Below are 23,601 nucleotides of genomic sequence, written 5' to 3' on the forward strand. Positions count from 1 at the left end.
CGACCGGGCCCAGGGTTCAGCTCAGCTCTGGTGCGACTGGTAGTGCGCGACCGCGTCGGACGTCCGGCCGGCGCCGTACACCCGGAGGAACTCTGCCAGTTCCGGGTGGGTCCCGGCGAGACTGTCGGCGGCCTCGATGATGTCCCCGGCGGCCGCGACCGAGCGCAGCAGTGACTGGATCTCACGGACCACCCTCTTCACGGTGGGCGCGCCCGAACTGCTCGTCGTCTGTGTGGTGTTGCTGAGCACCGAGCCCCCCTGCGACTTCTTGATCTCCTCCATGCGCTCGGTGGCCTCGGCCGCGCTCACGCTGCCGTCGGCGACCTGCCCCGCCAAGTCCTGCAGCAGCTGCACCCGCTGGACCACGGCGGGATTGCCGATCTTCGCCCGCTGGCCGCTCATCAGCTGCGACAGCATCGGCGCGGACAGTCCCAGAACCCCCGCGAGACGAGCCTGGTTGAGACCAAGATCGTCTATGAGCCTACGGAAGAGCGTCCCCAGCGGCTCCCCGTACCAGTTCCGCTGCAGATCCCGCGCTCTTGCGGTGGCTTCCTGCTGTGCGGCATCCATTGCGTCTCCCCATCGCTTCCCCAAAACCGTGGTTCGCTGTAGCGAACCACGCCGAGCATCTTACGGAGAGTGGTTGTGCATCGGGACCCCCCTTCTTTTTTGCGAGATACGGGGCGCGACCCGGTAGTCTGGTCTGCGGTAGCCGCCGGGACGTGCTCGTTCCTGTCGGATGCTCCTCTTCCGGGGCCTTAGCTCAGTTGGTAGAGCGCTGTCTTTGCATGGCAGATGTCAGGGGTTCGACTCCCCTAGGCTCCACTCTCCGGACCGGCCGGCACCCTCTCGGGTGCTGGCCGGTTTCGTCTGTCCAGCCGCTGTTCTTCTGTCCGTGTGGCCGTGACGTGCGTCACCGGCTGGAGTGCCGCGGTGACGTTGCACATATTTGCGCAAACATTCTCGATGTCGCCGGCCCGGGTGCGGAAGCTCTCGGCCGGGGGCTCGTCGGTGTCTGTGCGGTGCGGTCGAACCCCCGTGTGAGCTGGTCTTCAGGCGATCAGGTAATCAGAAGGGTGCATTCCGTTAGGGGAGCTTGTGTGGAGCTCGCGCGCACAAGTCGTTGCAAACGTCATCGTGGGCGGAGGTGTGAACACAGCCGCCTCACAGATTCGAGCGGAGGCCGACGACGCTCGAAGACAGCCGATCTTCGGCAGCAGCCGATGTTCCACGTGAAACACCGCCAGGGGGCGGGAGACTTCAAGTCTCCCGCCCCCTGGCGGTGTTGGAACGAGCCGATGTGACCGATGCTCAGGTCACCTGCCCTCGTCGCGCCGGGCGGCCTCCTCGGCTTCCTTCGCCTGGACCTCGGGGTCGAGCCCGCTCTGGTCCGTGCCGTCGACCGATGTCAGACGGCCGGACTCCGGCACCTCCGTCGCGGCGGGGGGCTCGACGAGCCAGTCCGGGTTCGCCTGCTTGTCCCACCACTTCCAGGCGGCAAAGGCGCCGCCCGCGAGCAGACCGACGACGGCCAGGGTCTTCGCGAGACGGCCGGCCTTGGCGCGCCGCTGGTGCTTGCGGACCAGCTTCTGCACGTCCTTCGGCGAGACCTGACCGCGCAGGGCGGCCAGTGCGGCGACCCCACGGGCGGCCGCTTCCTCTGTGACGGGTCCGGCCGCGGCCACTGCCTGCTCGAGCTTGGGCCGGGAGTACTCGGCGGCCTGCAGGGCCGCCTTGCGGGTGCGGAGCGCCGCCTCCTGGGCGGCCTGGTCGACCTTCGGCGGTACATGGGCGCGGGCTTGCTCCAGGCGCGGGGCGACGTGGGCGCCGTACTGGGCGCGGGCCTGCTCGGTGGCCAGCGACACCTTGGGCGCGAGCCGTACGCGTGCCTCGTGTGCGTAGTGGGCGGCCCTGTCCTTGGCGGTGTCGGCGTAGGGCGCCACCACTTCCGCGGCGTGCAGCACGCTGTCCTTCGCCGAGCCGGTCGCGGCGCGCACGCTGTCGATGCGGGTCACGGGTTCCTCCTCCTCGGTGGCGTACGGTAATTCGACTTTCCACCCTTTTACGGATCATGCCTCCCGGAACACGGTGGGGCATGTGAGGGCGGGCATTCGGGTGCGGTGAAAGTGATCGAATAACAGATCAATATGGGGCAACAGCGGCTTGTCGTCGACAATGCCACGGTTCGCCGTGTCGCGCCCCCGCCACGGGGGGACTCGACGCGTTTTCCGCAAGCGATCTGCCCGGTTGGGTGCCGGTTGACGGGCGCCGGGCCACCGCCGGGACCGTCCGTGCGAGGATCGAGGGATCACAGGACGACAACGGAAGGCAGATCGTGGCCGAGCAGCTCTACGCCACCCTGAAGACCAACCACGGCGACATCGTGGTGCGGCTTCTTCCCCACCACGCGCCGGTCACGGTCAGGAACTTCGTCGAACTCGCCCAGGGCGAGCGTGAGTGGACCAACCCCGCCACCGGCGAGAAGTCCGCGGCCAGGCTCTACGACGGCACCGTCTTCCACAGGGTCATCAGCGGCTTCATGATCCAGGGCGGCGACCCGCTGGGCAACGGCACGGGCGGCCCCGGCTACCAGTTCCAGGACGAGTTCCACCCCGACCTGGCCTTCGACAAGCCGTACCTGCTGGCCATGGCGAACGCCGGTCCGGGCACCAACGGCTCGCAGTTCTTCATCACCGTCGCCCCGACGACCTGGTTGAACCGCAAGCACACGATCTTCGGCGAGGTCGCCGACGCGGCCGGCCAGAAGGTGGTCGACACGATCGCCTCGGTGCAGACCAACCCGCGCACCGACCGTCCGGTGAACGACGTCGTCATCGAGTCCGTCGTGATCGAGACGCGTCAGGGCTGACGCGGACATCGACCGCTCGGGCGTCCGACACCTCCCGCGGGGAACCAAGGGAACCAATCGCCCCGCTCGTCCGTAAGGATGGGCGGGGCGGTGTATGGGCCTGTGCGCCGCGGACGACGACCTAGGGGATCCGATGGACCAGCCGGTGGGTAGCCCGCAGGACGCTCAGAGCCTGCCCGTCTGCTACCGCCACCCGGACCGCGAGACCGGTGTCCGCTGCACCCGCTGCGACCGTCCCATCTGTCCGGAGTGCATGATCAGCGCCTCCGTCGGCTTCCAGTGCCCGGAGTGCGTCCGCACCGGCTCCGGCACCGGCCACGCCCCGGACGCCGCCCGGCCCCGCACGCTCGCGGGCGGCAGCATCGCGGCCGATCCCCGCCTGATCACCAAGATCCTCATCGGGATCAACCTCGCGGTGTTCATCGCCGTACGGACGAATGAAGCGCTGCTGGACGACCTCTTCCTGATCGGGGCCTGGCCGCCCGCTCCCTTCCAGACGACCTCGGGGGTCGCGGACGGCGAGTGGTACCGCCTGGTGACCTCGATGTTCACGCACCAGGCGATCTGGCACTTCGCCTTCAACATGCTCAGCCTGTGGTGGCTGGGCGGCCCGCTCGAAGCGGCCCTCGGCCGGGCCCGCTATCTCGCCCTGTACTTCGGCTCGGGGCTCGCGGGCAGCGCCCTCACCTATCTGCTGGCCGCGCCGACCACGGCGTCGCTCGGGGCGTCCGGCGCGATCTTCGGCCTGTTCGGCGCGACGGCCGTCCTGATGCGCCGCCTCCAGTACGACATGCGCCCGATCATCGCCCTGCTCGTGATCAACCTGATCTTCACCTTCGGGTGGAGCAACATCGCCTGGCAGGCCCATATCGGCGGTCTGGTGGCCGGCGTCGTCATCGGTTATGCCATGGTCCACGCCCCACGTGAGCACCGCGCGCTGATCCAGTACGGCACCTGTGCCGCGGTCCTGGCGGTGGTCGTCCTGGTGACCGCCCTCAGAACCCTTCAGCTCACCTGAGCAGCGGGTTCTGCCACCTGAGACGCACAGTTGTCCACAGCGGGTGGCGGATCTTGTGCACAGTGTGCGGGCAGCAGGACGCCCCCTGTCGTGGACCAACGTTTCCGCAGGTCAGACAGGGGGCGAACAAGCTTTCGACGGTCCATGATCACCGGTAGTTCCGTCACACCGGCGTCAATCCTCGTTGGTTATCCACAGATCGTCGTTCTTTTTCAACACTGTGGAAAACCGCTGTGGATAACTCAGTGGATAGCCGTGGGCAGAGCTGCGTTCACCGCGAAGTGGCCGCCGCTCCCTCTCCCGCGCGGGCCGTCACTTCCACTGCGTGGAGACACCGAATCCGGCGGCGATGAAACCGAAGCCCACCACGATGTTCCAGTTGCCCAGCGCCTCGATGGGCAGGGAACCGTCGGTCACGTAGAAGACGACGATCCAGGCGAGACCGATGACGAACATGGCCAGCATGACCGGTGCCACCCAAGTGCGGCTGGTCAGCTTGATGGCGGTCGCCTGCTTCGACGGCGGCGGCGTGTAATCGGCCTTCTTGCGGATACGTGACTTCGGCACGAGGGTCTCTCCTGTCGATGCGCTGCGTGGCCGCGCAGGGAACTGGGTCGGGCTCGGGGCAGCGTACAAGGGGACACTGGGGGCTCCCCCGGGCGTCCGTTAGCGTAGTGCTTCCGTGGCGCCGAAGGAGATAAGGGTACGTTGAGCAATTCTGCCGAATCCCCCGGTACGGGATCCAGCCCTGTCCGTGGCCGATTCCGACCCGTACGGGTGCTCACCGCCGCCGTCTTCGCCCTCGCCGGGCTCATCTTCTTCACCAGTTTCAACACCGCCAAGGGCACCGACATCCGTACGGACGCCTCGCTGCTGAAACTCTCCGACCTCATCCAGGAGCGCAGCCACAAGAACGGCCGGCTCGACGAGACCAACGCGGCCCTGCGGAACGACGTGGAGGCGCTCGCCGAACGGGACGACGGCAGCACCAAGGCCGAGGACGCCAAACTGTCCGCGCTGGAGGTCAGGTCGGGGACGCAGAAGCTGACCGGTGAGGCGATCACCGTCACGCTGAACGACGCCCCACCGGACGCCACCGCCAAGCTCCCCGGCTACCCCGAGCCCCAGCCGGACTACCTGGTCATCCACCAGCAGGATCTCCAGGCCGTGGTCAACGCCCTGTGGGAGAGCGGCGCCAAGGGGATCAAGGTCATGGACCAGCGGCTGATCTCCACGAGCGCCGTGCGCTGTGTGGGCAACACCCTGATCCTCCAGGGCCGGGTGTACTCGCCGCCGTACAAGATCACGGCGGTCGGTGATCCGGAGAAGATGCAGCAGGCCCTCGCGGCCTCGCGGGCGATCCAGAACTACATGGTCTACGTCAACGTCTACGGCCTCGGCTGGAAAGTCACGGAGGACGGGACGGTGACTCTGCCGGGCTACTCGGGCACAGTGGATCTGCAGTACGCCAAGCCCGTGGAGTGAGCCTCACTGGAGCTGCCGGTGCGCGTCGTCGTCAGGACCGTCAGCGAGCTGTGCGTCACCGTCGGCACGGTGATCGTCCTCTTCGTCGTCTACGTGCTGTTCTGGACGGGCGTACGGGCCGACACCGTCATGGACGACCAGATCGACCAGTTACAGGAACAGTGGGCCCAGAGCGCGATGCGCCCCTCGTCCGGCGCGTCCGGGGCATCGGGCGTGTCGCAGGCGCCCGCCGGTCCGCCGACGCCCGCCCCGTACACGGCGGACAGGCCTTTCGCGATCATGTACATCCCGCGTCTTGGTTTCACGTGGAACAAGCCGGTGCTCGAAGGCACGGCCACCAGGACCCTGAAGAAGGGGCTCGGCCACTACGCGAACACCGCCCAGCTGGGACAGAAGGGCAACTTCTCGGTCGCCGGTCACCGGCGGACCTACGGCGACCCCTTCAAGGACTTCCCCAGGCTGCGCCCGGGCGACGCGGTGGTGCTGACGGACGGAACCTCATGGTTCACGTACAGGATCGACAAAGGCCCCTACAAAACAGTGCCCTCCGACATTGAGGTGATCGACCCTGTGCCCCGTAAGTCGGGGTATACGCGTGAGGGCCGCTATCTGACGCTGACCACGTGCGATCCCGAGTGGGGGCACAGTCACCGGCTGATCGTGTGGGCCCACCTGGACTCCACGCAGCCTGTGGAGGCCGGGAAACCGAAGGCCCTGCGCCGTTAGTCTGGTGACGGTACGGCGTGATTCTGGTGCCGTGGTGCGACGGAAGGGACGGCATGTACGGCTGGATCTGGCGGCATCTGCCGGGGAACGCGTGGCTGAAGGCGTTGATCTCGCTCGTGCTGGTCATGGCCGTGGTCTACGTCCTCTTCAACTACGTCTTCCCGTGGGCCGAACCGCTGCTGCCCTTCAACGATGTGACGGTGGACAACCAGTGAGCGCGCGCATCCTCGTCGTGGACAATTACGACAGCTTCGTCTTCAACCTGGTCCAGTACCTCTACCAGCTGGGTGCCGAATGCGAGGTCCTGCGCAACGACGAGGTCTCCACGGCCCACGCCCAGGACGGCTTCGACGGCGTCCTGCTCTCGCCGGGTCCGGGCACCCCCGAGGAGGCCGGGGTCTGCGTCGACATGGTGCGGCACTGCGCCGCGACCGGCGTCCCGGTCTTCGGGGTCTGCCTCGGCATGCAGTCGATGCAGGTGGCGTACGGCGGTGTGGTGGACCGGGCCCCGGAGCTGCTGCACGGGAAGACCTCGCTCGTCGAGCACGAGGGCAAGGGCGTCTTCGCGGGCCTGCCGACCCCGTTCACGGCGACCCGCTACCACTCGCTGGCGGCGGAGCCCGCGACCGTGCCCGCCGAGCTTGAGGTGACCGCCCGCACCCACGACGGCATCGTGATGGGCCTGCGGCACCGTGAACTCCCGGTCGAAGGGGTGCAGTTCCACCCCGAGTCCGTGCTGACCGAGCACGGGCACCGGATGCTGGCCAACTGGCTGGCCGAATGCGGCGACGAGGGCGCGGTGGCGAGGTCGGCGGGGCTCGCCCCGGTGGTGGGCAGGGCCACGGCGTGACCGCGCTGCGCCCCGAGCGCGAGTCCGGCACCTCCTACGGGCAGTCCTCCACGGACTCCTACGGCGGCGCCGGCGACCAGGGCACCCCGTACGGGCAGCAGCCGTACGGGGACCCCGGTGCGCACGGGGACTGGTACGGCGGCACCGCGGCCGCCGCCCCGGCCCAGAGCGGCTACGGCGCCGACGGCTACGGCAGCGAGCGGTACGGAGCGCAGACGTACGGCACGGAGGAGTACCAGGAGCCGTACGCCCAGCCGCGGTACACGCAGGCGCAGTCCACCCGGCCCCAGCACGCGGAGCCGCAGCAGCCGTACATACCGCCCGCGGACGACGAGACCGTCGCCCTGCGGATAGCCGACACCGCTGTCGCCGCCGGAGCGCGTTCTGGCGCCCCTTCCGCGGAGACCGCCGACGAATCCCCCGTGGGTGGCCGCGCTGCCCGTAGAAGGGCCGCCAAACGGCGCCACGGACGCCGTGGTGCCGGACGGCCGGACCCGCAGACCGTGGAGACGGAGCCGGACGCTCCCACGGCCCCCCGCTCACGCCTGGAGGCCCGGCGGCAGGCGCGCGCCCGCAAGCCCAGCGCCGCGACGCTGGCGAGCCGAGCCATCGGCGAGGTGTTCATCACCACCGGCGTGCTGATGCTGCTGTTCGTGAGCTACCAGTTGTGGTGGACGAACGTCCGGGCGCACGCACAGGCGGACAAGGAGGCCAGCAGCCTCCAGAACGACTGGGCGAGCGGCAAGCGCAACCCGGGCAGCTTCGAGCCGGGCCAGGGCTTCGCCCTGCTGCACATCCCGAAACTGGACGTCGTGGTGCCGATCGCCGAGGGCATCAGCAACAAGCAGGTGCTCGACCGGGGCATGGTCGGCCACTACGGCGAGGGCAAGCTGAAGACGGCGATGCCGGACGCCAAGACGGGCAACTTCGCGCTGGCCGGGCACCGCAACACCCATGGCGAGCCGTTCCGGTACATCAACCGGCTCACCCCGGGCGACGACATCGTCGTGGAGACGCAGGACAAGTTCTTCGTGTACAAGATGGCGTCCGTCCTGCCGGTGACGTCGCCGAGCAACGTCAGTGTGCTGGAGCCGGTTCCGCGGGGATCGGGATTCACCGAACCGGGCCGCTACATCACGCTCACCACGTGCACGCCGGAGTTCACCAGTAAGTACCGGTTGATCGTCTGGGGCAAGATGGTCGAGGAACGGCCGCGCAGCAAGGGCAAGCCGGATGCGCTCGTCAGTTAAGGGCAGATGAACGTGGCATCGACCACCGACGACACCGAGTACGCGGACCGCTCCGCGACACGTCAGTCCCCGCGCCGGCCGGACCGCCGCCGCCGTCTGGGTCCCGTGGCGGCGGTGATCAGCGTCTTCGGTGAACTCCTCATCACGGCGGGCCTGGTGATGGGCCTGTTCGTCGTCTACTCCCTGTGGTGGACGAACGTCCTCGCCGACCGCGCGGCCGACAAACAGGCCGACAAGGTCCGCGACGGCTGGGCACACCAGGACGACGGCTCCGGCCGTCCCGTCGAGTTCGACTCCGGGGCCGGCATCGGCTTCCTCCACGTCCCCGCGATGAGCAGGAGCGAGATCCTCGTCGAGAAGGGCACGACGTCGAAGATCCTCAACGACGGGGTCGCCGGGTACTACACCGACCCGGTCAAGGCGACGCTGCCGACGTCGGACAAGAAGGGCAACTTCTCCCTCGCGGCGCACCGGGACGGGCACGGCGCGAAGTTCCACAACATCCACAAGCTCGCCGAGGGCGATCCGATCGTCTTCGAGACGAAGGACAAGTGGTACGTCTACAAGGTCTACTCCGTCCTGCCGGAGACCTCGAAGTACAACGTCCAGGTCCTCGGCGCCGTCCCGAAGGAGTCGGGGAAGACCAAGGCGGGCCGCTACATCACCCTGACGACCTGCACGCCGGTCTACACGAGCCGCTACCGGTACGTCGTGTGGGGCGAGCTGGAGCGGGTCGAGAAGGTGGACGAGCAGCGGACGCCGCCGGAGGAACTGCGCTGATCCGCTGAGACGGACCGGCCCGGGTGTGCCCCGGACACGGACGAGCCCCGGTGTCCTCTCCAGGACACCGGGGCTCGCTCATGCGGTCGGGGACCGGCCGGCCCGTGCCGGTCAGTTGCCGAAGCCGCCGCCGTTGTTCCCGCCGTTGCCGCCGCCTCCGTTGTTGCCGCCGCCGAAGCCGACCGTGGTCAGCTTGACCGTGGTGTTCGCGGGGTCGGCCTGCTGGCCGGCGTTGGGATCCTGCCGGATGACGAAGGCGTTGTCACCCTGGTCGCTGCCGTTCTCGAACTGGATGTTCGTGAACCCGGCCGCCTGAAGGGTCTGCTTGGCCTGGCCGACCGTCTGACCGACGACGTTGGGCACCTGCGCCTTCTGCGCGGCCTGCTTGCCGATCTGGATGGTCACCGTGGAGTTCTTGTCGACCTTGCTGCCGGCCGACGGAGACGTCGAGATGACCTTGCCGACCTGGTTCGGGTCCTGGGTGTCGACCTCGGTGCAGTTGCCGGTCAGGTCGCTGGCCTCCATCTGCGCCTTCGCCTCGTCACAGGTCCGGCCGACGACGTCCGGGACGGTCGACTTCTGCTGCGCCTTGGCGACGGTCAGGGTGACCGTGGAGCCCTTCTCGACCTCGTCGCCGCGCTGCGGGTCCTGGTCCAGGACGGTGCCGGGCTCCTCGGAGGAGACCTCGCGCGTCTCGGTCTTGATCGTGAACTGGAAGTCGTCGCCCTCCAGCTTCTTCCGGGCGTCCTCCAGGCTGAGCCCGATCACGCTCGGCACGGTCACCTTCGGGGCGCCGGTGGACACCACGATGTCGACCGCGGAGCCCTTGTCCACCTTGGTCTTGGAGTCGGGGCTCTGCGAGCAGATCTTGCCCTTGGGCTGGTTCTCGCACTCGTCCTGCTTGACCTCGCCCAGCTGGAGGTCGACGTTGGCGAGGAGATCCTTGGCCGCGCTCTGGCTCTCGCCGATCAGGCTCGGGACGGCGACGGAGTCATTGCTCGCGGTGTTGCCGTCGAAGACCCACTTGCCGATGAGGATGGCGCCCACGAGGACCAGCACGGCCGCGACGGCCAGCAGGATCGTGGAGGTGTTGGACTTCTTCTGCCGGCGCCGGTCGACGCGGTCGTCGTAACCGAAGCCGCCGTCGTCCGGGTTCATCGGCGGCAGCATCGACGTGGCGCCGGCGTCGGTCTGGCGCAGGGCCGTCGTCGCCTGGTCGTCGGGGTAGCCGCCGTAGCCCACCGAACCCATCGCGGCCGAGGCGGCGACGGGCTGGCCGTCGAGGCAGGCCTCGATGTCGGCGCGCATCTCGTCGGCCGACTGGTAGCGGTAGTTGGGGTCCTTCGTCAGGGCCTTCAGCACGATCGCGTCCATCTCGGGCGTGATCTCGGGGTCGAAGACCGACGGGGCCTGGGGCTCCTCCCGCACGTGCTGGTACGCGACGGCGACCGGGGAGTCGCCGACGAACGGCGGACGGACCGTCAGGAGCTCGTACAGCAGACAGCCGGTGGAGTACAGGTCCGACCGGGCGTCGACCTGCTCGCCCTTGGCCTGCTCCGGCGAGAGGTACTGGGCGGTGCCGATGACGGCCGCGGTCTGGGTCATCGTCATCCCGGAGTCGCCCATGGCGCGGGCGATGCCGAAGTCCATGACCTTGACCTGGCCGTTGCGCGTCAGCATGACGTTCGCCGGCTTGATGTCGCGGTGGACGATGCCGCTGCGGTGGGCGTACTCCAGGCCCTGGAGGATGCCGATGGTCATCTCCATGGCACGCTCCGGCAGCAGCTTGCGGCCGCTGTGAAGGAGCTCACGCAGCGTGGACCCGTCGACGTACTCCATGACGATGTACGGGATCGACACGTTGTCGATGTAGTCCTCGCCCGTGTCGTAGACCGCCACGATCGCGGGATGGTTGAGCGAGGCGGCCGACTGGGCCTCCCGGCGGAACCGGGCCTGGAAGGACGGGTCGCGCGCGAGGTCCGCCCGCAGCGTCTTCACCGCCACGGTGCGGCCGAGCCGGGTGTCATGCGCGAGGTATACCTCCGCCATGCCACCACGACCGAGCACCTGGCCCAGTTCGTACCGGCCGCCGAGGCGACGCGGCTCTTCCATAGCTACCTACCAGCCCTCTCCGTCGGTCCCGCCCTCACCCTTGTGGGTGTGGCGGTGGTCCGTCCGGGCATACGGTACCCGGCTCATCCTGCGTGACCTGGCCAAGCCCGTAACCCGATACAGGACCGGTATCGCAACGTGCACCGATGTGAAGGGGACGTGAGCGGGGTCACTTCTTGCTGTTGATGACCGCCTCCATCACGCTCTTCGCGATGGGCGCCGCGAGACCGCCGCCGGAGATGTCGCCACGGACGGCGTTCTCGTCCTCGACCACCACGGCCACGGCCACCGGCGCGCTGTCGTCGACCTTGGCGTAGGAGATGAACCACGCGTAGGGGTTCTCGCTGTTGTCCACACCGTGCTGGGCGGTACCGGTCTTGCCGCCCACCGTGACGTCCGGGATCCGCGCCTTGGTGCCGGTGCCCTTCTCGACGACCGTCTCCATCATCGACTGCAGGATCTGGGCGTTCTCGGCCGACAGCGGCTTGCCCAGCTCCTCCGGGTCCGTCTTCTCGATGGCGTCCAGGTTGTGCGTCTGGAGCTCGTCGACCATGTACGGCTTCATCAGCGTGCCGCCGTTGGCGACGGCGGAGGCGACCATGGCCATCTGCAGCGGCGTCGTGGCGGTGTTGAACTGGCCGATGGAGGACAGCGCGGTCTGCGACGGGTTCATGTCGTCGGAGAAGACGGAGGCGGTGGCGCGGACCGGGGTGAACTGCTCCTCGGTGAAGCCGAACGCCTTCGCGGTCTCCAGCATCTTCTCGTTGCCGAGGTCCGCCCCGATCTTGCCGAAGACGGTGTTGCAGGAGTACTGCAGGGCGACCCGCAGCGTCGCGTCCTTGCAGGGGATGTTGCCCTCGTTGGGCAGCTTGGTGTCCGTCCCCGTCATGACCCACGGGTCGGGGGAGTCCGTCTTCTCGTCCGCGTCCGTGTAGAGGCCGTGCTCCAGCGCGGCGGCCGCGGTGACGACCTTGAAGGTCGAGCCGGGCGGGTAGACCTCGCGCAGCGCCCGGTTGAGCATCGGGTCGGCCGGGTTGTTCTTCTTCTGCAGGCCCGTCCACGCCTTGGTGTCGGTCGTCGTGGAGTTGCCCGCGAAGGACGTGGGGTCGTACGACGGGAAGGACGCCAGCGCCAGGATCTTGCCGGTGGACGGCTCGATGGCCGCGACGGCGCCCTTGCCGCCCCGCGCCTTCAGACCGTCGTACGCGGCCTTCTGCGCGGCGCCGTTGAGCGTGGTGACGACGTTGCCGCCCTTGTTCTCCTTGCCCGTGATCATGTCCAGGGTGTTGCGGAAGAACAGGCGGTCGTCGTTGCCGGTGAGGATGCCGTCCTCGATGGACTCCAGCTGCGTGGCGCCGAAGGCCTGTGAGGCGTATCCGGTGACCGGCGCCCACATGGGGCCGTCGACGTAGGTCCGCTTGTACTTGAAGTCGCTGCCGCTCGTCTCCTTGAAGCCGGTGATGGCCTTGCCGTCGACGATGATGTTGCCGCGCGGGGTGCCGTAGCGCTCGATGATGACGCGACGGTTGTTCTTGTCGGTCCTCAGCTCGTCGGCCTGGACGTACTGGATCCAGTTGTCACGGATCAGCAGGGCCAGAACGAGGAGTCCGCAGAAGACCGCGATCCGGCGTAGGGGCTTGTTCACGGACGGACCACCTGGGTCATCTCGGCGTCGGGGTTGGGCGCCGGGGCCGGCGCGGGACGGCGGGCCGTGTCGCTGATCCTGAGCAGGATGCCGATCAGGGCCCAGTTGGCGATCACGGAGGAACCGCCGTACGCCACGAAAGGCAGCGTCATACCGGTCAGCGGGATGAGGCCCATGACACCGCCGGCGACGACGAAGACCTGGAGGGCGAAGGCGCCGGACAGGCCGACGGCGAGCAGCTTGCCGAAGGGGTCGCGGGCCGCGAGGGCCGTGCGCACACCGCGTTCGACGATCAGGCCGTAGAGCAGCAGGATCGCCATGACGCCGGCCAGGCCGAGCTCCTCGCCGAAGGTGGCGAGGATGAAGTCGGAGTTGGCGGCGAAGCCGATGAGGTCGGAGTTGCCCTGGCCGAGGCCGGTGCCGAGGGTGCCGCCGGAGCCGAAGGCCCAGAGGGCCTGCATGGCCTGCTCGGAGTGGACGATGCCGTCCTGGACGCCGGAACGGCTGAGCTTGAACTCGTTCGCCGGGTCGAGCCAGGCGTGCACACGCGTCTGGATGTGGGGCTCGAAGCTCGCCACACCGACGGCGCCGACCGCGGACATCAGCAGACCGAAGACGATCCAGCTGGTCCGCTCGGTGGCGACGTACAGCATGATGACGAACATCCCGAAGAACAGCAGGGACGTACCGAGGTCGGTCTCGAAGACCAGGATGAGGATCGAGATGATCCAGACCACGAGGATCGGTCCGAGGTCACGGCCGCGGGGCAGGTACAGGCCCATGAAGCGGCGGCTGGCCAGCGCAAGCGCGTCGCGTTTGACCATGAGGTAACCGGCGAAGAACACGGCGAGGACGATCTTCGCGAACTCGCCGGGCTGGAGCGTGCCGAGGCCGGGGATCTTGATCCAGATCTTGGCGCCGTAGGTGGGGGCGCTGAGGCCTGGAATCAGCGGCATCACCAGCAGGAGCATGGCTCCGGCCATGGAGATGTAGGTATAGCGCTGCAGGACGCGGTGGTCCTTGAGGAAGATCAGGACGGCCACCAGCAGGGCCACGCCCATGGCCGAGTACAGCAGCTGACGCGGTGCCGCCTCGACGAACGTCCTGCTCGCCTGAAGACGCTTCGACTGGTCCAGGCGCCAGATGATGACCAGGCCGAGCCCGTTCAGCAGCGTGGCCAGCGGCAGCAGCAGCGGGTCCGCGTAGGGCGCGAACTTGCGTACGGCGAGATGGCCTATGCCTGCCAGCAGGCCCAGGCCGATGCCGTAGGCGAGCAGGCCGGCCGGCACTTTGTCGTTGATCGCCAGACCCACGTTGGCGTAGGCGAACACCGGGATCACGACCGCGAAGACCAGCAACCCGAGTTCGGTGTTGCGGCGGCTCGGAGCGCCGATGGCGCCGATCGTGGACGTGTGGTGCGTCGGCGAGTTCGTAGTACTGCTCATCGTGTGACGGGGCCTCTCACGGCTTGCCTACTGCGTACCGCAGTTCGAGACGACCTTCTGCTCTTCCTCCGAGAGGGTCGGGCCGGGGTTTGGCGTCGCAGTCGGTGTCGGGGAGGTGGACGAGGGAGGTGCGGTCGAAGGGCTGGTCGACGGTGTCGATGTCGCCTTGGACGTGAGGGAGGTACGGGTGGTTCCCGTGGTGCCTCCGGCCTCGCCCTCGCCCGTCTTCGCGTTCTTCTCGCTCTCGGCGGCCTGGCGTTCGGCCCGCTTCTTGCACGCGGACACCTGCAGCGCCAGTTCGTCGATCTTCGCCTGGGCGTCCTTCAGACCGCCTTCGGCGATGGTCGCCTCCACCAGCTTCTGCTGGTAGGGCGGCAGGTACTTGAGTTCGATCTCGGGGTGGTCCTTCTCCACCTTCGACAACGACACCCAGGCCAGGTCCTGGCTGATCCCGCGGTACAGCGCGACGTGCTCGTCGTTGGTGCCGACGTAGTACTGCGTCTGCGTCCAGCGGTAGCCGCCGTACACGCCGCCGCCGATGACGGCGAGCGCGAGAACCGAGTAGAAGGATCTCTTCAGCCACTTGCGGCCCTTGCCGGGCTTGACGAAGTCGTCGTCGGTGTAGGCGCCGAAGCCGGCCGTCGGCACATAGCCGGTGGTGTCGCCGGAGCCGGGCGGGCCGAACTCGCCGCCCCCGCCCTGGCCGGGCACCTGGCGGCCGAGCCCGGAGGCGCGGCCCGCGGGGGTCTGCATGATGCCGTTGTCGTGCAGGTGGTGCTGCTGGTTCTCCGCGACCGCGCCGACCACGACCGGGGTGTCGGAGAGCTGCCCGGCGAGGGTGTCCCCGGTGTCCAGGTCGAGGACGTCCGCGACGATCACCGTGATGTTGTCGGGGCCGCCGCCGCGCAGGGCGAGCTGGATCAGCTCCTGGACCGTCTCCTGCGGGCCCTGGTAGCTGGCGAGGGTGTCCTCCAGGGTCTGGTGGGACACGACGCCGGACAGGCCGTCGGAGCAGATCAGGTACCGGTCGCCGGCGCGGACCTCGCGGATCGACAGGTCGGGGTCCACGTGGTCGCCGCTGCCCAGCGCGCGCATCAGCAGGGAGCGCTGCGGGTGGGTCGTGGCCTCTTCCTCGGTGATACGGCCCTCGTCGACCAGGCGCTGCACCCAGGTGTGGTCCTGCGTGATCTGGGTGAGGACGCCGTCGCGCAGCAGGTACGCGCGCGAGTCGCCGACATGGACGAGGCCGAGGCGCTGTCCGGTCCACAGCAGGGCCGTGAGCGTCGTGCCCATGCCCTCCAGCTGCGGGTCCTCCTCGACCATCGAGCGCAGCTGGTCGTTGGCGCGCTGCACGGCGGTGCCGAGCGAGGTGAGCAGGTCGGAGCCCGGTACGTCGTCGTCGAGCGCGACGATGGTGGAGATGGCCTCGGAGGAGGCGACCTCGCCGGCGGCCGCGCCGCCCATGCCGTCGGCGATGGCGAGCAGGCGGGGTCCGGCGTATCCGGAGTCCTCGTTGCCCTCCCGGATCATGCCTTTGTGCGATCCGGCGGCGAAGCGCAGTGACAGACTCATGCGCACCTCGCCCGTCGGCTCCGGGTACATCCGCACGGTGCCCACCCTCCGGTCGGGAGCGCGCCGGGGCCCGGGGTGGGGGCCACCGCTGCGTGCTCGCTCCGCTCGCTCATGTTCGTACTACTTCCGCAGCTCGATGACGGTCTTGCCGATGCGGATCGGCGCGCCCAGCGGAACAGGCGTGGGGGTCGTCAGCCGCGTTCGGTCGAGGTACGTGCCGTTGGTGGAACCGAGGTCCTCGACGATCCACTGGCCGTCGCGGTCCGGGTAGATCCTGGCATGCCGGCTGGACGCGTAGTCGTCGTCCAGCACGATCGTGCTGTCGTGCGCCCGGCCCAGGGTGATCGTCTGGCCCTGGAGGGCGACGGTGGTTCCGGTGAGGGTGCCTTCGGACACGACCAGCTTGGTGGGGGCGTTACGGCGCTGGCGGCCGCCGCCCTGCTGGCCGCGCTGCTGCGGCGGCGCGGCGGCCTGGCGGGCGGCCTGCTGCTGCCGCCCGGCCTCTCGCCTGGACCCGCGCTGGGTGACACGCGTACCGAACAGGTCGCTGCGGATGACCTGCACGGCCACGATCACGAACAGCCACAGTACGGCCAGGAAACCCAGCCGCATGACCGTGAGGGTCAGCTCTGACATTGCCCCCGCTTCACCCTTCGGCTTGCCGGTAAATGATGGTGGTGCTGCCCACGACGATCCGCGAGCCGTCGCGGAGCGTAGCGCGGGTGGTGTGCTGCCCGTCCACCACGATGCCGTTGGTGGACCCGAGATCCTGGATCGTCGAGGGCGTTCCGGTCCGGATCTCGCAGTGCCGGCGGGAGACGCCGGGGTCGTCGATCCGCACGTCGGCTTCGGTGCTGCGGCCCAGCACGAGCGTGGCGCGGGAGATCTGATGGCGGGTGCCGTTGATCTCGATCCAGTAGCGGGTGCGTCCGCCGGGCGCCGGGGCGGCGGGAGGACGCGAGCCGCCGGCGGGCTGCGGGTATCCGTAGCCGCCGGGACGTCCGCCGGGGGGCGGCGCGGCCGGCATCGGCGGGGCGGGCGCGGCGGCCGGCGGGTAGCCGTAGCCGCCCGGGGCGCCGCCGGGGCGTGCGGCCGGGGCGGGTCCCTGGGGGCCGCCGGCCTGCTGGTTCGTGGAGCCGGCGAGGGTTCGGCTGCGCACCCGGTACAGACCCGTGTCGAGGTCGTCGGCCTTCTCGAGGTGGACCTTGATCGGGCCCATGAAGGTGTAGCGCTGCTGCTTGGCGTAGTCGCGGACCATGCCCGCGAGCTCGTCGCCGAGCTGGCCCGAGTAGGGGCTCAGCCGCTCGTAGTCCGGTGCGCTCAGCTCCACGATGAAGTCGTTGGGGACGACCGTGCGGTCGCGGTTCCAGATCGTGGCGTTGTTGTCGCACTCGCGCTGCAGCGCTCCGGCGATCTCCACGGGCTGCACCTCGGACTTGAACACCTTGGCGAAGGTGCCGTTGACCAGACCTTCGAGACGCTGCTCGAACTTCTTCAGGACTCCCATGGGGCACCTCCTCCGTCGTTGCCTACGTCCTGCATCCCGCGGGGCGGGTACTGCCTCACCTGGTACTGCTTACTGATCGTATCCACGCGCCGGTCGATCGGCTGGTTCCCCCTGTCGGCCGGGTCGACAGGTGTCGACGCCCTCGAAGTTCCCCTGGGAGCTCCCCTTCGAACTCCTCATGGACGGTGTCCTGCCCATGGATCGTAGAGGGGGCCGCAGACCAGTGTCCCGCACCTGACCGCGGACCCCGGTCCGGTCCTGGGGAGATGTGCGGTACCGGTACGAGGTTGATACGTGAACAAGTTCTCGCCGATACGGAGCGAACGTGCCTGTGGCCTGGCTACGGGCGCCGGCGGACGTCCCCGGCGGTGCGGCCGTGCGTCCCGTCGGTACGGGTCAGGACGCGACTGCGCTGGTGGGCGCGCGCACGTCGTCCGTACGCCGGTCGCACGGCGGCTGCCCGGGCATAAGGGTTGTGAATCCACCCTGGCGAGCGTGCTAATGTTCTGCATGTCGGAAGGCGCCGGACCGCACGGAAAGGCCCTGAGGACACACCCAATGCGCGGGTGGCGGAATAGGCAGACGCGCTGGATTCAGGTTCCAGTGCCCGAAAGGGCGTGGGGGTTCAACTCCCCCCTCGCGCACAGACGAAGAGGCGGCACCGTTCACACGGTGCCGCCTCTTCTGTTGTGTTCGCCACGTCGCCGCTCCGAGGGCTCCTCGGCTGTCCCTCTCTGACGGGCTGTCCTGTGATGAAGCTCTCAGGTCGGGCGCGGCACACCGCCCGCCGCGGCGGCCGTGGTGAGGGCCGTTCGGGCGGGCAGGGTCCGAAGGCGGGGGCGGGCGTGGCCGGCAGGTCACCGGGCGCCCGCGCGGGGTGTCAGGCCGCCAGGCGCTGCGCCAGCGTCTTGGCCGTCGTGGCCGCCTCGTCGAGGGCGCGCTCGCGCGAGGCCTCGAACAGCGGGACCAGGTCGGCCATCTTCGGGTCGGCCGGGGCCATGGTGAGCTCCGGGACGATGAACGTGAGATCGGCGCCCAGGAAGTCCTTGAAGATCGCCGACAGGTAGTTCTGCACGTACTCGTATCCCTCGCGCGGGCTGCCCGGGCCGTACGCGCCGCCGCGGCTGGCGACGACGGTGACCGGGGTGCCCTTCAGCGACTGGACCTCGCCGGCGGTGCGGCCGACCAGGATCACGTTGTCCAGCCACGCCTTGAGCGTCGACGGGATCGTCAGGTTGTACATCGGCGCGCCGACCAGGACGGCGTCGGCGGACTCCAGCTCCTCGATCAGCCTCACGCGCTCCGCGAAGGCGGCGGCCTGCTCAGAGGTGTGCGTGGACGGGTCCGTGAAGCCGGCGCTGTGGGCGGGCGCGGAGATGTGCGGCACCGGGTGCGCGGCGAGGTCGCGGTGGATCACCGTGCCGCCGGGGTGCTGCTCCTCCCAGGTCCGCCGGAAGGCGTCGGTGACGGTGCGGGACGAGGAGGTTCCGGCTGGGAAGACCGAGGAATCGATGTGCAACAGGGTGGCCATGACGTCTCCAGGAAGGGGATCAAAAGGGCATGGAGGGGTGAGCTGCCGCCATGAGGTTGAGCTTTCCTCAGGAGCTTTAACTTCGTACTCGACTATGGATAACACAGTCACTTACTTTTTTTCACCCGCACGCGACTGCCCAGTACTCTTGGGGTATGGCGGGTGAGGAGAGTCACGACGTAGCGAGCTGCAAACGGGTGGACGAGGGCATCACCCGCGTCTTCCAGCTGCTCGGCAAGCGCTGGACCGGGCCGATCGTGTCGGTGCTGACCGCCGGCCCCGCCTACTTCGTCGCCCTGCGCCGGGCCGTCCCCGGGATCAGCGAGCGCATGCTCTCCGATCGGCTCACGGAGCTCACGGCGGCGGGGCTCGTGGTGCGAGAGGTGTACGAGGGGCCGCCGTTGCGTGTGGTGTATCGCCTGACGGAGGCCGGTGCCGCGCTGGAGCCCGCTCTGACGGAGCTGGGCGGCTGGGCGATGAAGCATCTTCCGGAGAAGGAGCGGCCCGGTAACTGCTGACGCCGTCCCGGGCCGGGTCTCTTTCCACAGGCCCGGAGTTGTCCACAGGCCCTGACGCGTTTCGGCCACCACCTGTACGGTCGGCCCGAGTTGATGTTCGCGCGGGAGAGTGGAAGTGCGGGAGCGCGGGATGGGTGGAGGAGGTCGTGATGACCGATACCGAGCGCGGGGCGAGCGCGGTCGAGTCAGGGTCGGGACCGGGCACGTGGACCCGCCGGCTGCCGCGGGTGCGCGGGTTCGCCGACCGGGACGCCGGAGGTAAGCCCAAGGCGGAGGGGAAGGCGCTGCGCAAGCGGCTTCCGCGAGCGGAGCACGCCCGCTTCGACGTGGACGGCGCCCGCCCGGACGCCGTGACCGCCGTCGAGGAGTCCAATATCGGCCGGATCGCCGAGCTGACGCCGATACGAGTGGGCCGGATGGCGGCGAAGCCGTTCGCCTTCCTGCGCGGTTCGGCCGCGCTCATGGCGTACGACCTGGCCCGCACGCCCGTGACCGGGATCGGCGCGCAGATATGCGGGGACGCGCATGCGGCGAACTTCGGTCTGTACGGCGACCCGCGCGGCGACCTGATCATGGACCTGAACGACTTCGACGAGACCGTTCGGGGCCCCTGGGAGTGGGACCTGAAGCGGCTCGCGACCTCGCTGGTGCTCGCGGGCCGGGAGGCCGGCGCGCGCGAGGACGTGTGCCGCCTGGCGGCGCAGGACGCGGTCGGCGCCTACCGGCGCACCATGCGCCTGCTGGCCCGGCTCCCGGTGCTGGAGGCGTGGCACGCCATCGCGGACGAGGAGCTCGTCTCCCACGCCGACGCCCATGACCTGGCCGGCACCCTGAAGCGGGTCGCGGAGAAGGCGCGGTCCAACACCAGCGGCCGTTTCGCGGCGAAGTCGACGGAGCGGACCGAGGACGGCGGGCGCCGGTTCGTGGACGCGCCGCCGGTGCTGCGCCGGGTCGGGGACGCGGAGGCGGCGGCGGTCGCGGCGTCGTTGGAGAGCTACGTCCCCACGGTCCCCGAGGACCGGCACCCCCTTCTGGCGCGCCACGCGGTGTACGACGTGGCGTTCCGGGTCGTGGGCACCGGCAGCGTCGGCACGCGGTCCTATGTCGTCCTGCTCCTGGACCACCGCGGTGAGCCCCTGGTCCTCCAGGTGAAGGAGGCGCGCCCGTCGGCCCTGGTCCCGCACCTGGCGACGGCCGGTTTCGAGAGGCCGGCGCCGCAGCACGAGGGGCGGCGCGTGGTGCTCGGGCAGAAGCGCATGCAGGTGGTCAGCGATGTCCTGCTGGGGTGGACGACGGTGGAGGGGCGGCCCTTCCAGGTGCGCCAGTTCCGCAACCGCAAAGGCAGCGTCGACCCCGCGGCGCTGGCCGCCGACCAGATCGACGACTACGGCCGGATGACCGGCGCCCTCCTGGCCCGTGCCCACGCGCACAGTGCCGACCCGCGCCTGATCTCCGGCTACTGCGGCAAGAACGAGCAGCTGGACGAGGCGATAGCCGCGTTCTCCGTGGCCTACGCCGACCGCACCGAGGCGGATCACGCCGATCTGGTGGCGGCCGTGCGGTCGGGGCGGATCGCGGCGGAGCTGGGGGTGTGAGCGGACCCTGCGGCGGGCGCGGCGGCGGTGTTCGAACAGCCGGCGGCCGGGTGGCCTACGCTGGGCGGGTGACTACGCCGGAAGCTGAGCAGTCCCAGGCCGAGACCGCCGACGCGACGGCGCCCGGCGGTGCCGAGGTGCCCGTCGGCGCGGCCGCGCGGGACGGTGCGGCACGGCCCGAGGAGCGGCTGGAGAAGGCCGTACGGGCCGCCGAGCAGGCGTTGATCGAGTACGAGATCGCGGTGGAGACCTTCCGCGTCGAGGTCGACAACTTCTCGCGGCTGCACCACCAGAAGCTCGGCCCGATGTACGCCCGGCTCGACGAGCTGGACGCCCGGATCGCCGAGGCGGTCGCCGCGCGCACCGGCGACCCCGAGGACCTGCGCAAGGCCGACGAGGCGCGGGCCCGGGTGATGCCGATGCCCGGCGTCGAGGAGCTGTTCCACGGCTGGATGGACGACTCGGGGCTGTTCCCCGAGGCCGTGGCGATGCTCACGGACCAGCCGGTGCGGCCGCCGCAGCGCGTGCGTCCCAGTGAGGAGGCGCGCAAGCTCTACCGCGAGCTGGCCCGCAAGGCCCACCCGGACCTGGCCCAGGAGGCCGGCGAGCGCGCCCGGCGCGAGGAGTTCATCACCCGCGTCAACGCGGCCTACGCCCGGGGCGACGAGGCTCTGCTGCGGGAGCTGGCCGAGGAGTGGGCGACTGGGCCCAAGCCCGCGGAGCAGGGCCCGACGCCGGCGGAGGAGCTGTACGCCCGCCTGGAGTGGCTGGCCCAGCGCAAGGAGATGCTCACCCTGGTCGCGAAGGAGCTGGAGGAGAGCGCGATCGGGTCGATGCTCCGGCTGGCTCCCGACGACCCCGACCGCCTCCTCGACGAGATCGCCGAGCAGCTCCTGGCGCAGGTCGCCGAACGGGAGACGGAGCTGGCGGCACTGCTCGCGCAGGCGGACGGCACCGGGGCCTGAGAGGGCGGTGACCCGTGCGCCCGCGGTGCGGGGCGCGGGTCGGGTAGCGTCGAAGTATGCAATTCGGATCTGGCGTACCGGCGGTCGAGGTCATGGACCTCAAGGACGACGACTTCCTGCTGGACGTCCGCGAGGACGACGAGTGGCAGGCGGGTCATGCCGAGGGCGCCCTGCACATTCCCATGAGCGAGTTCGTGGCGCGTTACGGCGAGCTGACCGAGGCCGCCCCGCAGGACGGGCGGGTCCATGTGATCTGCCGTTCCGGCGGGCGCTCGGCGCAGGTCACGATGTACCTCGCCCAGCAGGGCGTCGACGCGGTGAACGTCGAGGGCGGCATGCAGGTGTGGGCCGCGTCGGGGCGTCCCGTGGTGACCGACGACGGCGGGCCGGGGCACGTTCTCTGAGGCGTCGACGCGCTTCAGCCGGCCGTCGCGGCCGCCTTCACCCCAGGGGGTGGGCCGCCAGCAGGTCGCCGAGGGTGTCCTCGTGGGCCGCGGCCGGGCCGAGCGAGAGTTCCAGGTGCTTGGCCCAGGCGTGGTAGCGGTGCAGCGGATGCTCGACGTCGGCGCCCGAGCCGCCGTGCAGATGCTGCGCGGTCTGTACGACGCGCCGTACCCCGTCCGAGGCCCAGATCTTGGCCACGGCGACGTCCGCGGCGGCGGGCAGGGCGCCCGGCGCCCCCGAGCCGATCCGCCAGGCCGCCTGCCACAGCGCGGCCTCCATCGCGCACAGGTCGATGTAGCGGTCGGCGCACTGCACGGCGACCGCCTGGAACGTGGCGACGGGATGCCCGAACTGCTCGCGCTTCGCCACGTAGGCCGAGGTCATGCCGAGGACCCGTTCGCCCAGTCCGAGGGCGAGCGCGCAGGTCCCGGTGGCCAGCAGGTGCCGTAGCCACTCCCAGGCGTCCGGGGCGTCGATCACGTCCCGCGCGGCGATCCGTACCGCGCCCAGGCGCAGTTCCCCCAGCCGTTCGCCGCTGGTCGAGAACTGCTCGGCGAGCGAGAGGCCCGCGGCCTCGCGCGGCAGCACCACGAGGACGGTGCGCTCGGCGGGGGTGCGGGCCGGGACGACGACGAGATCGGCGTCGTACGCCCAGGCGACCGCCGTCTGTGTCCCGTCGAGCAGCCAGTCCCGGCCGTCCTGCCGGGCGGTCACGGCGAGTTCGGCCGGGCCGTGCCCGGTGCGGCCGTGCGCGGCGACGGCCAGGACGAGGTCCCCGCGTCCCGCCCGGCGCAGCACGCGGTCCTTCAGTTCCCCGGTGCCGAACGTCTGGACGGCGGCCGCGGCGGCGCAGCTCTCCAGCAACGGCACCCGGGCCAGCACTTTCGCGGACTCGCGCAGGACGAGGCAGAGCGCGATCGGGTCGAGGCCCGCTCCGCCGTACTCCTCCGCGAGCAGCAGGCCCAGCAGGTCCGCCTCCGCCAGTCGGTCCCACAGGGCGCGGTCGAAGCCGTCGGCGACGGCGCCCGGCACGCGGGCGGGCGAGGGCACCGCGTCGGGCGCGACCCCGGCGAACACCCCGCGGGCCGCCTCGGCCGCCGCCTGCTGCTCCTCGGTGAAGGTGAAGTCCACGGTCCCTGACCTTTCGCACGTCCGGCACGGCGATCTGACGGACCGTCAAGATAGAACAGGTTCTAGAAGAAGGGAATGCCGCCGCCCGCACCCCCGTAGGGTGTGGGCAACGGCGGCCCGGCAGGGGCTGTGCCCGGCGGGCAAGCCTGAGTACCGTT

The 23,601-nt window shown here is 69.7% G+C and carries 23 protein-coding genes and 2 tRNA genes; 14 read left to right on the forward strand and 11 right to left on the reverse strand.

The features are described 5' to 3' along the window. Positions 1–21: 21 nt before the first annotated feature. Positions 22–570 (reverse strand): DNA-binding protein, encoded by a 549-nt coding sequence (locus ACFRAC_RS08395; protein WP_108707798.1) that lies wholly within the window; start codon positions 568–570, stop codon positions 22–24. A gap of 182 nt (positions 571–752) precedes the next feature. Here ACFRAC_RS08395 and ACFRAC_RS08400 point away from each other — a divergent pair. Continuing rightward, positions 753–825 (forward strand) — tRNA-Ala (locus ACFRAC_RS08400). 491 nt (positions 826–1,316) lie between these two features. On the opposite strand, the gene ACFRAC_RS08405 is transcribed toward ACFRAC_RS08400, so the two are convergent. Then, entirely contained in the window at positions 1,317–2,015 is a 699-nt protein-coding gene (locus ACFRAC_RS08405) for a DUF5324 family protein (RefSeq protein ID WP_382922408.1), read from the reverse strand. 320 nt (positions 2,016–2,335) lie between these two features. Between ACFRAC_RS08405 and ACFRAC_RS08410 the strand changes: the two genes are divergently transcribed. Further along, a complete protein-coding gene (locus ACFRAC_RS08410) occupies positions 2,336–2,869 on the forward strand; it encodes a peptidylprolyl isomerase (RefSeq protein ID WP_382922411.1) in 534 nt (177 codons plus the stop codon). Between the two features lie 133 nt (positions 2,870–3,002). After that, complete coding sequence (locus ACFRAC_RS08415; protein WP_382922413.1) at positions 3,003–3,887, forward strand: rhomboid family intramembrane serine protease; 885 nt, start codon at positions 3,003–3,005, stop codon at positions 3,885–3,887. A gap of 312 nt (positions 3,888–4,199) precedes the next feature. Here ACFRAC_RS08415 and crgA read toward each other — a convergent pair whose 3' ends face one another. Then, the gene (gene crgA / locus ACFRAC_RS08420) at positions 4,200–4,454 is read right to left on the reverse strand and encodes a cell division protein CrgA (protein ID WP_062665968.1); all 255 of its coding nucleotides are present in this window, start codon (positions 4,452–4,454) and stop codon (positions 4,200–4,202) included. Positions 4,455–4,595: 141 nt separating this feature from the next. Here crgA and ACFRAC_RS08425 point away from each other — a divergent pair, with 141 nt between their 5' ends. From ACFRAC_RS08425 to ACFRAC_RS08450, 6 genes are read left to right on the forward strand one after another with little or no spacing between them, the layout of a single operon-like run. Continuing rightward, positions 4,596–5,372, forward strand: coding sequence for a DUF881 domain-containing protein (locus tag ACFRAC_RS08425; RefSeq protein ID WP_382922415.1), 777 nt, complete (start codon positions 4,596–4,598; stop codon positions 5,370–5,372). An 18-nt stretch (positions 5,373–5,390) separates the two neighbouring features. Further along, positions 5,391–6,098 carry a class E sortase gene (locus ACFRAC_RS08430; protein ID WP_382922417.1) on the forward strand — a complete coding sequence of 236 codons (708 nt, stop codon included), beginning with the start codon at positions 5,391–5,393 and terminating at the stop codon, positions 6,096–6,098. 53 nt (positions 6,099–6,151) lie between these two features. Next, on the forward strand, positions 6,152–6,313 hold the full coding sequence (locus ACFRAC_RS08435; RefSeq protein ID WP_086866155.1) for a hypothetical protein: 162 nt from the start codon (positions 6,152–6,154) through the stop codon (positions 6,311–6,313). Next, positions 6,310–6,948, forward strand: a complete 639-nt coding sequence (locus ACFRAC_RS08440) for an aminodeoxychorismate/anthranilate synthase component II (RefSeq protein ID WP_361351494.1) — start codon at positions 6,310–6,312, stop codon at positions 6,946–6,948. The genes ACFRAC_RS08435 and ACFRAC_RS08440 overlap by 4 nt, the downstream gene beginning before the upstream one ends. Further along, the gene (locus ACFRAC_RS08445; RefSeq protein WP_382922420.1) at positions 6,945–8,198 is read left to right on the forward strand and encodes a class E sortase; all 1,254 of its coding nucleotides are present in this window, start codon (positions 6,945–6,947) and stop codon (positions 8,196–8,198) included. Before ACFRAC_RS08440 ends, ACFRAC_RS08445 begins: the two co-directional genes overlap by 4 nt. A gap of 6 nt (positions 8,199–8,204) precedes the next feature. Then, positions 8,205–8,978, forward strand: a complete 774-nt coding sequence (locus tag ACFRAC_RS08450) for a class E sortase (protein ID WP_382922422.1) — start codon at positions 8,205–8,207, stop codon at positions 8,976–8,978. A 111-nt stretch (positions 8,979–9,089) separates the two neighbouring features. On the opposite strand, the gene pknB is transcribed toward ACFRAC_RS08450, so the two are convergent. The 6 genes from pknB to ACFRAC_RS08480 all read right to left on the reverse strand — a co-directional run bounded on the left by pknB (position 9,090) and on the right by ACFRAC_RS08480 (position 17,259). Beyond that, entirely contained in the window at positions 9,090–11,090 is a 2,001-nt protein-coding gene (pknB, locus tag ACFRAC_RS08455) for a Stk1 family PASTA domain-containing Ser/Thr kinase (RefSeq protein WP_382922424.1), read from the reverse strand. 169 nt (positions 11,091–11,259) lie between these two features. Continuing rightward, entirely contained in the window at positions 11,260–12,735 is a 1,476-nt protein-coding gene (locus ACFRAC_RS08460; protein ID WP_382922427.1) for a peptidoglycan D,D-transpeptidase FtsI family protein, read from the reverse strand. Continuing rightward, positions 12,732–14,180, reverse strand: a complete 1,449-nt coding sequence (locus ACFRAC_RS08465) for an FtsW/RodA/SpoVE family cell cycle protein (RefSeq protein WP_382922429.1) — start codon at positions 14,178–14,180, stop codon at positions 12,732–12,734. Before ACFRAC_RS08465 ends, ACFRAC_RS08460 begins: the two co-directional genes overlap by 4 nt. 27 nt (positions 14,181–14,207) lie before the next feature. After that, complete coding sequence (locus ACFRAC_RS08470; RefSeq protein WP_382922712.1) at positions 14,208–15,782, reverse strand: Stp1/IreP family PP2C-type Ser/Thr phosphatase; 1,575 nt, start codon at positions 15,780–15,782, stop codon at positions 14,208–14,210. Positions 15,783–15,872: 90 nt separating this feature from the next. Next, the gene (locus ACFRAC_RS08475) at positions 15,873–16,388 is read right to left on the reverse strand and encodes an FHA domain-containing protein (RefSeq protein ID WP_062665985.1); all 516 of its coding nucleotides are present in this window, start codon (positions 16,386–16,388) and stop codon (positions 15,873–15,875) included. A 10-nt stretch (positions 16,389–16,398) separates the two neighbouring features. Then, positions 16,399–17,259: an FhaA domain-containing protein gene (locus ACFRAC_RS08480; RefSeq protein WP_382922431.1), complete on the reverse strand. Its 861-nt coding sequence runs from the start codon at positions 17,257–17,259 to the stop codon at positions 16,399–16,401. Between the two features lie 560 nt (positions 17,260–17,819). Here ACFRAC_RS08480 and ACFRAC_RS08485 point away from each other — a divergent pair. Beyond that, positions 17,820–17,903, forward strand: a tRNA-Leu gene (locus ACFRAC_RS08485). Positions 17,904–18,139: 236 nt separating this feature from the next. On the opposite strand, the gene ACFRAC_RS08490 is transcribed toward ACFRAC_RS08485, so the two are convergent. Then, the gene (locus ACFRAC_RS08490; protein ID WP_382922433.1) at positions 18,140–18,790 is read right to left on the reverse strand and encodes an FMN-dependent NADH-azoreductase; all 651 of its coding nucleotides are present in this window, start codon (positions 18,788–18,790) and stop codon (positions 18,140–18,142) included. Between the two features lie 155 nt (positions 18,791–18,945). Here ACFRAC_RS08490 and ACFRAC_RS08495 point away from each other — a divergent pair, with 155 nt between their 5' ends. The 4 genes from ACFRAC_RS08495 (at position 18,946) to ACFRAC_RS08510 (ending at position 22,272) form a co-directional block, all read left to right on the forward strand. Continuing rightward, on the forward strand, positions 18,946–19,308 hold the full coding sequence (locus tag ACFRAC_RS08495) for a winged helix-turn-helix transcriptional regulator (RefSeq protein ID WP_382922435.1): 363 nt from the start codon (positions 18,946–18,948) through the stop codon (positions 19,306–19,308). Positions 19,309–19,457: 149 nt separating this feature from the next. Next, positions 19,458–20,903 carry a DUF2252 domain-containing protein gene (locus tag ACFRAC_RS08500; RefSeq protein WP_382922437.1) on the forward strand — a complete coding sequence of 482 codons (1,446 nt, stop codon included), beginning with the start codon at positions 19,458–19,460 and terminating at the stop codon, positions 20,901–20,903. 68 nt (positions 20,904–20,971) lie between these two features. Further along, entirely contained in the window at positions 20,972–21,868 is an 897-nt protein-coding gene (locus ACFRAC_RS08505; protein ID WP_382922438.1) for a hypothetical protein, read from the forward strand. Positions 21,869–21,924: 56 nt separating this feature from the next. Continuing rightward, a complete protein-coding gene (locus tag ACFRAC_RS08510; protein ID WP_382922440.1) occupies positions 21,925–22,272 on the forward strand; it encodes a rhodanese-like domain-containing protein in 348 nt (115 codons plus the stop codon). 37 nt (positions 22,273–22,309) lie between these two features. Here the strand turns inward: ACFRAC_RS08510 and ACFRAC_RS08515 are convergent, their stop codons facing one another. After that, a complete protein-coding gene (locus ACFRAC_RS08515; protein ID WP_382922442.1) occupies positions 22,310–23,443 on the reverse strand; it encodes an acyl-CoA dehydrogenase family protein in 1,134 nt (377 codons plus the stop codon). Between the last annotated feature and the right edge of the window lie 158 nt (positions 23,444–23,601).

The organism is Streptomyces sp. NPDC056628 (assembly GCF_042792555.1).
Lineage (GTDB): Bacteria > Actinomycetota > Actinomycetes > Streptomycetales > Streptomycetaceae > Streptomyces.